This window comes from Mesorhizobium sp. M1A.F.Ca.IN.020.03.2.1 (assembly GCF_004023205.1).
In the GTDB taxonomy this organism is placed as follows: domain Bacteria; phylum Pseudomonadota; class Alphaproteobacteria; order Rhizobiales; family Rhizobiaceae; genus Mesorhizobium.
Window position 1 is genome coordinate 1 of sequence record NZ_RZSV01000285.1, and the last position, 6,253, is coordinate 6,253.

The window sequence follows — 6,253 nt, forward strand, 5'->3', positions numbered from 1 at the left end:
TCTCCGGCGTCCACGGTTTTCATCTCGACGGCTTCGCGCAGGCACCAGGAGACGGGCAGGCAGGTTGATCTTTTCCTGCGCGAAGCCGTCGAGATGAAAACCGTGGACGCCGGAGACGTGCTCGCAAAGATTGTCGCGGCCCTCGCGGCAGGCACGGCAGAGCCCGCAGGTTCGCGCGCCGTAGATCGACACCAGTTGCCCCGGCAGGAGGGTGGAGACGCCGGGTCCGACCGCCTCGACCTCGCCCGAGGCTTCGGCGCCGACGACCAGCGGCAGCTTGCGCTTGGCGAAGGCCATGCCGCGCCAGCCCCAGACGTCGATATGGTTGAGCGCCACCGCCTTGATGCGGAGCGTCACTTCACCTTGCGAAGGCGGCGGGGGAGGCGGAAGGTCCACCGTTTCAAGGCGGCGGTCCTCGATAAGTTGCAATGCGCGCATTTGGCCTGTTGGTACTTTGGAAGCGGGAAAACGTCCGCTTAGACCGGTTCCCGCGCCATGACAAGGCAGGTGTTCTGGCCGCCGAAGCCGAAGGAATTCGACAGAACCGTGCCGACCTCGGCGTTGCGCTTCTTGTTTGGCACCACGTCGAGCACGATTGCCGGATCAGGATTGTCGTAATTGATGGTCGGCGGGATGACGCTTTCGCGCATGGTCATCAGCGAGAACGCGGCCTCGACCGCGCCGGCGGCGGACAGCGTGTGGCCGATCATCGACTTGTTCGACGAGATCGGCATCGAGCCGATCCGCTCGCCGAACACGGTCGACAGCGACAGATGCTCCATCTTGTCGTTTTCCGGCGTCGAGGTGCCGTGCGCGTTGACGTAGTCGATCTCGTCTTCGCTCAAGCCGGCATCGGCAAGGGCGGCGCGTACCGCGGCGATGGCCGGCGAACCGTCAGGCTTGGAGCGGGTGCGGTGGAAGTCGTCGGCGCGCTCGCCGCAGCCACGCATTATGCCGAGGATAGTGGCACCCCGGGCAAGTGCCGCCTCCAGCGATTCCAGCACAAGCGCGCCGGAACCCTCGGCAAGGACAAAACCGTCACGGTCCTTAGAGAAGGGCTTCGAGGCCTTTTCGGGAATGTCGTTGTGGGTGGAAAGCGCCGAGAGCAGCGAGAAGCGGATCAGGGCTTCGGCCGTCGCGGAGCCGTCGGCGCCGATCGACAGCGCCTTGTCGCATTCGCCGCGGCGGATGGCCTCGACACCGAGCTGGATGGCGGTGGCGCCTGACGCGCAGGCTGTCGACAGCGTGATCGGCAGGCCGCGCGTGCCAAAACGATCGGCCAGGCGATCGGCGATCGAGCCGAACTGGGTGGTCTCGAAAATGCCGAGCTCCTTCAGTCCGCGCGCCACGCGCAGCAATCTCTCGGAACCGCTTTCCTTCTTGTCGGAATTGTAGAGCGAGAAGCGGTCGGCCCAATCGAGCTCGACCGGCGGCGAGGCGAGAAAGAGCGGGCCGCCGAAATCGCCGGAATCGAGGCCGGCCTCCGACACCGCTTCCTGGGCGGCCGTCTCGGCCAGCTCGTAGGTGAGGGGACTGGCACCCTTGGAGCTCGACGGCAGGAAATCGACCATGCCGGAGATGCGGGTGTTCAGATGATCGACGGGAAAACGGGTGATCGGATGGATGCCGGATTTGCCTGAGGTCAGCGCCGCCCAGTTGTCGGCCTTGCCGACGCCAAGCGAAGTCACCACGCCGATGCCGGTCACGGCGACGATAGGCCTGCCCATGTGATCGCGGAGATTGGCCATGTTCTGTCTGTCTCGCTCTAAGCGGCCTTGATCAGCCCCAGGCCCTCGAATTGGTGATAGCCGATCGCCGTTGCAAGGACGGAGCTGGGGGCGCCTTCGAATGGTTGCTCCACTGTGGCATCGAAGACAGGGTAGGGGGCCTTGCGGTCGACGGCGAGCGCGGCAAGCGCCACGGCGAAGGGGAACTGCGCTTCTTTCATGTGGCCGGTGAGCGTCGAGAAGGCGCGCACTGCAAGCGCCGGGTTGGCATCGAGTGCCACCTTTTCGGCCGCCGTGGCGGCATGGGCGCCGGAGGCACCGGAAATCGTCAGCAATTCGCCGGCGGGCAGCGCCGCCTGCTTCAGCAAAGCGGCGATGTCGGCATTCAGCTCGCCGCGCCGGCGCCGGGCCCGGCCGGAAACCACAGGACCGAGCTCAGCATAGATCCTGCGACCCCGGCTCTCCGCATGCTCGCGCTGTTCGAGCACCAAGAAAGCGCCGCCCGAGCCCGTCACCACGCCGCCGCCTTCCGCGCCCTGTCTTTGCCAGACCGGTCTCCACGGGCCGCGATGCAGATAACCGGCGAGCTCATAGCCGAGCAGCATGTCTGAGTGCTCGGTCTGGAAGGCGCCGCCGACCAGCACATGGGTCGACTGGCCGGAGCGGATGCGCGCGGCGGCCGTCTCAACGGCAGAGACGCCGGCGCCTTCCTCGCCCATGAAGGTACGAGACGAGCCGGTGACCTTGTGCACGATGGAGATGTTGCCGGCGAGCAGATTGGAAAGCTGGGCGAGGAACAGCGTCGGCCGCAATTCCGTGGTCAGCTTCTCGTTGAGCAGCACGTCGCGGTCGTTGCGGCTCTCGGACGCCGCCAGGATCGCGCTGTCCACGGCCTCGTCGCGCTCGCCGCCGCCGGCCGCCACAACCATGTCCATGGTCGCGCAAAGCTCGTCATTGCCCTTGATGCCGGCGTCGTCCAGCGCCAGGCCGGCGACATAGGTGCCGAGCCGCTGCCAGGTCTCCATCTGGCGCTGGTCGCCGCGCTTGGCGATCTGCAGGTTCCAGTCGATCTCGGGCAGGGGATGAATTGTGTAGGGCGCAAAGCGCGTCGCATCGAGCACCGGCTCAACGCCCGGCCGGGTCAGCTTCTGCCAATGCGCGTCCGGTCCTTCTCCCAGCGAAGAGACAAGGCCGATACCGGTGATGACGACGTCGCGCGGGCTGCTCATGAGCGGCTTTGCTGGTCAGGCTGGAGGTGGGACAAGGTCGCGCTCGTCAGGCGGCCTTGGCCGCGACCAGCGCGTCGATCTTGGCGCACAGGTTCTGCATGACGAAGTAGTCGTCGGTCGAAGCCTTGCCGTCATTGACCTCTTGCGTCCACTTCTCGAGCGGCACCTTGATGCCGAATTCCTTGTCGATGGCAAAGACGATGTCGAGGAAATCGAGGCTGTCGATGCCGAGATCGTCGATGGTATGGCTTTCGGGCGTGATGGTGTCGATATCGATCTCGCTGGTGTCGGCAATGATCTTGGCGACTTTCTCGAACGTGGTGGACAAGGGCTCTTCCTTCGGTTGCGGGCGGAATCTGTCCGCATCTTGTTTTGGCGCTGTCTAATCGGTTTTTCCGGGCAGGAAAAGGCCTGACACGCCGGGCGCAGATGGGATGCCGGCTTTGTGGACGCAAGAAGGGCCGCCGGGCAACCGGCGGCCCTTCCCATTTTACGTGGCGTAAGCTCAGCCTTCGCGGAGCTTGACCAGATCGTTGAGCAGCCCGCCCGTCCCGTTGTGGACGGTCAGGCGCTCGACCTTGCCGGCGATGGCCTCGAGAGCCTCGAGTTCCTTCAGCCGCAGCATCACCGGATTCTCGGCCATCACCTTGGCCGTGTTGAGCAGCGAACGCGTGGCGTTCGTCTCCTCGCGGCGGCGGATGACGTTGGCCTCGGCCTGCTTCTCGGCCGAAACCACCTGGTTGAGGATCTCGCGCATCTCGCCGGGCAGGATCACATCCTTAAGCGCGATATCGCTGACCTCGAGGCCGATCGCGGCCATGTCGGAACGCACCTTGGCGGCTGCCTCCTCATCGACCGTGATCTTCTTGTCGAGGATCTGGTCGAGGGTGAGCGCGCCGAGCGTCTTGCGGAAGGCGTACTGCAGGGCGCGGTAGAGGGCTTCCGAGAAGTCCTTCACCGTGCTCACCGCCGTCACCGGATCGACGACCCGGTATTCGACGGCGATGTTGACGCGGATCGTCACGCGATCCTTGGTCAGCACTTCCTGCCCGGCGACATCAAGCGACTGCCGCTTGAGGTCGACGACCTTCACCTGGACCATGCGCCCGACATTCCAGAAGGCGTGCACCCCCGCGGCAAGCGTGCGGGTGTAGACGCCGTCCACGAACAGCAGACCGACCTGACCGTCCACGACCGGATGCAGGAACATGTGTTCCGTCTTTCGGGCCTGGCCGATCCGGCGCATCAAGGCCGGATCGACGGCCAGATCGGCCGCCGTGTCGACGGAGGTCACCGCCCACGGGCCGGCATCCGTCCACAGCACGAGCTTGCGATCCGGAGCGAGAACGGCATGAAGGGCGCCGTCGCGCTCGATCACGGCAATGTCGGTGCGCCCGGTGCGAAGCACGGTGAAGTGACGCGCGGCCACATCCGGGAGCTTGTCGAACAATGCCTTCTCGTAGGCCGAAACGAATTCCGGGTTCTTCAGGTCGTGCCTGGAGATTTCCAGGTTTCCGCGCCGGTTGTCGAGCCAATGTTCGCCCGGCATCAGGACAGCCTGGATCTCGCCCTTGTAGAGGGCAACGGCACGTTCATTTTCCTTCACGAGGACGCGCTGGCGTCCCAGAACCTTTTCGAGAATGGTCTTCATTGTCTTTACTCCTGTCGGGCATGGCCCCATGTGAGGCGTCACGTCATGCGTCGATCGTCCTTTCGTTTCTCGCTTCGTTTCCCGGCACGAATGATCCGGAGACCGGTGGCATCGCCAGGCGGCGGGCCTTCGGGAGCGGATCGCGGGGCGGCAAGGCGGGCGCCGGCGCCCGAAGGCTCCTTTGCCGGCATTGCCGCGCCTTGATCGTCACCGCGAGCCTGGCCGCGAGCCGATGGCATCGGACCGTTCGATACGGCCTCGGCCCGAAGGCCTAGCCGTCCGTCAGGTCTTCTGCATTCCGGTCCCCGGACCGTTTTGGATAACACCACCCAAAGGTGTCGGCTTAACAGGCCGTTGGAGAAGGAATCGAACCTTCGACAATCAGATTATGAGTCTGACGCTCTAACCAAACTGAGCTATCCGTGCGGATGAAGGGACTCGAACCCCTGACCTCCGGACCCAAATCCGGCGCTCTTCCTCTGAGCTACATCGGCGATCCCAACACTCCGAAACGGCGCCGTACACAGCGCGGCAAAGCCGGCTGCGCGGGCGGAGACGAAAGCTCCAACCGTTGTGCTCGCTTCGGTTTTCGTGACCGGGAGCGCGCCTATAGACCCTGCGACGGCTTGTCGCAAGCGGCATTATCGCGGGGGCTTGCGGCTTCTTGCGGCTGTGGCATTTCGGCCACAGTGCTGAGCTGGGCAGACCTATGCCGTCAGAAGGTGACGCGGCCGAGCACTTTGAGGCCGTCTCCATTAGGCGCCACGACCACGGCCTCGCCCTCGCGCGGCGAGACGCCGGTGAGCGCCTGGATGTTTTCCAGATGCGTGACCAGCACCAGATTGTCAGAGCCGGAATAGCCCCGGATCTCCTTCATCACCGCCTCCATCTGAGCGGCCTTCTCAGCCGAATCGGTCTTGAGCAAGTCGAGCGGCGCAAATGGTTTCGGTTCGGCCTCGAAAGCGATGCGGGCGGTGTCAAGGCAGCGGCAGTAGCGGCTGGAGAGCACACGCTCGATGGGCGCTGCGCGCGCCGCAAACAGCGCCCCGATGCGGCTTGACTGCTGCTTGCCGCGCTCGGACAGGTTGAGCTGGCTGGCGCAATTGCCGATGTCGAAATTCGCCGGATCGGTGGTCCCGGTGACGAAGGCATGCCTAAGCAGGACGATATGGCCGCCATCGCGCAGCAGCGCCCAGCCGGCGTCGGTTGCGTGGGCGAGGGTGGGAACGGCAAGCAGGAAAAGCGCCAGGGCAAGTCGCAGCATGTGAAGTCCTTATGGCGGCCGGAGAGGCCGGGGCCATCTTCGGCATATAGGGACCGCAAAGCCGGCTGAAAAACAAGCAGAGGACCAACGGTCGGCCGGAGAACGGCCGATTGCACGGCGCTCGAGGCTTGCCTATCACGGTAAAGATGTCTCCGCCCGAACAATGACGCCGCTCACCGAAACCGTCCTCTTCGTCTTCAGTCTCGTTGCGCTCGGCTATCTCGCCGGCCTTACCGGCTATCTGAAGCCGGCAAGTGGTGAGGGCATATCCGAATTCGCCGTCAACGTGGCTATGCCGCTGCTCTTGTTCCAGACGATGGTGAACTCCGATTTCCATGGCGTGGCGCCGTGGTCGCTGTGGAGCGCCTATTTTGCGGCGGTT

The 6,253-nt window shown here is 64.5% G+C and carries 7 protein-coding genes and 1 tRNA gene; 1 reads left to right on the forward strand and 7 read right to left on the reverse strand.

Annotated elements, in window-relative coordinates; translation table 11 throughout:
* The 7 genes from EOA79_RS28410 to EOA79_RS28445 all read right to left on the reverse strand — a co-directional run.
* Nucleotides 1-438: alcohol dehydrogenase catalytic domain-containing protein (locus EOA79_RS28410; protein WP_164893978.1), on the reverse strand; the 438-nt coding region annotated here is incomplete at its 3' end.
* Between the two features lie 38 nt (nucleotides 439-476).
* Nucleotides 477-1,748 (reverse strand): beta-ketoacyl-ACP synthase, encoded by a 1,272-nt coding sequence (locus EOA79_RS28415; protein ID WP_095825650.1) that lies wholly within the window; start codon nucleotides 1,746-1,748, stop codon nucleotides 477-479.
* 17 nt (nucleotides 1,749-1,765) lie between these two features.
* On the reverse strand, nucleotides 1,766-2,956 hold the full coding sequence (locus EOA79_RS28420) for a beta-ketoacyl-ACP synthase (RefSeq protein ID WP_095825649.1): 1,191 nt from the start codon (nucleotides 2,954-2,956) through the stop codon (nucleotides 1,766-1,768).
* A gap of 46 nt (nucleotides 2,957-3,002) precedes the next feature.
* Nucleotides 3,003-3,284: an acyl carrier protein gene (locus EOA79_RS28425; protein WP_066999801.1), complete on the reverse strand. Its 282-nt coding sequence runs from the start codon at nucleotides 3,282-3,284 to the stop codon at nucleotides 3,003-3,005.
* Between the two features lie 177 nt (nucleotides 3,285-3,461).
* Entirely contained in the window at nucleotides 3,462-4,607 is a 1,146-nt protein-coding gene (locus tag EOA79_RS28430; RefSeq protein WP_095825648.1) for a slipin family protein, read from the reverse strand.
* 354 nt (nucleotides 4,608-4,961) lie between these two features.
* Nucleotides 4,962-5,030: transfer RNA gene (locus tag EOA79_RS28435), tRNA-Met, on the reverse strand.
* A gap of 292 nt (nucleotides 5,031-5,322) precedes the next feature.
* Entirely contained in the window at nucleotides 5,323-5,871 is a 549-nt protein-coding gene (locus tag EOA79_RS28445; RefSeq protein ID WP_095825647.1) for a histidine phosphatase family protein, read from the reverse strand.
* Nucleotides 5,872-6,034: 163 nt separating this feature from the next.
* Between EOA79_RS28445 and EOA79_RS28450 the strand changes: the two genes are divergently transcribed.
* On the forward strand, nucleotides 6,035-6,253 hold a 219-nt coding region (locus EOA79_RS28450), incomplete at its 3' end, for an AEC family transporter (RefSeq protein ID WP_206639280.1).

Excerpts from the sequence above, each read along its gene's own strand:
- EOA79_RS28415 (WP_095825650.1), bottom strand. The coding sequence starts at position 1,748 with ATGGCCAATCTCCGCGATCACATGGGCAGGCCTATCGTCGCCGTGACC.
- EOA79_RS28420 (WP_095825649.1), bottom strand. The coding sequence starts at position 2,956 with ATGAGCAGCCCGCGCGACGTCGTCATCACCGGTATCGGCCTTGTCTCT.
- EOA79_RS28430 (WP_095825648.1), bottom strand. The coding sequence starts at position 4,607 with ATGAAGACCATTCTCGAAAAGGTTCTGGGACGCCAGCGCGTCCTCGTG.
- EOA79_RS28445 (WP_095825647.1), bottom strand. The coding sequence starts at position 5,871 with ATGCTGCGACTTGCCCTGGCGCTTTTCCTGCTTGCCGTTCCCACCCTC.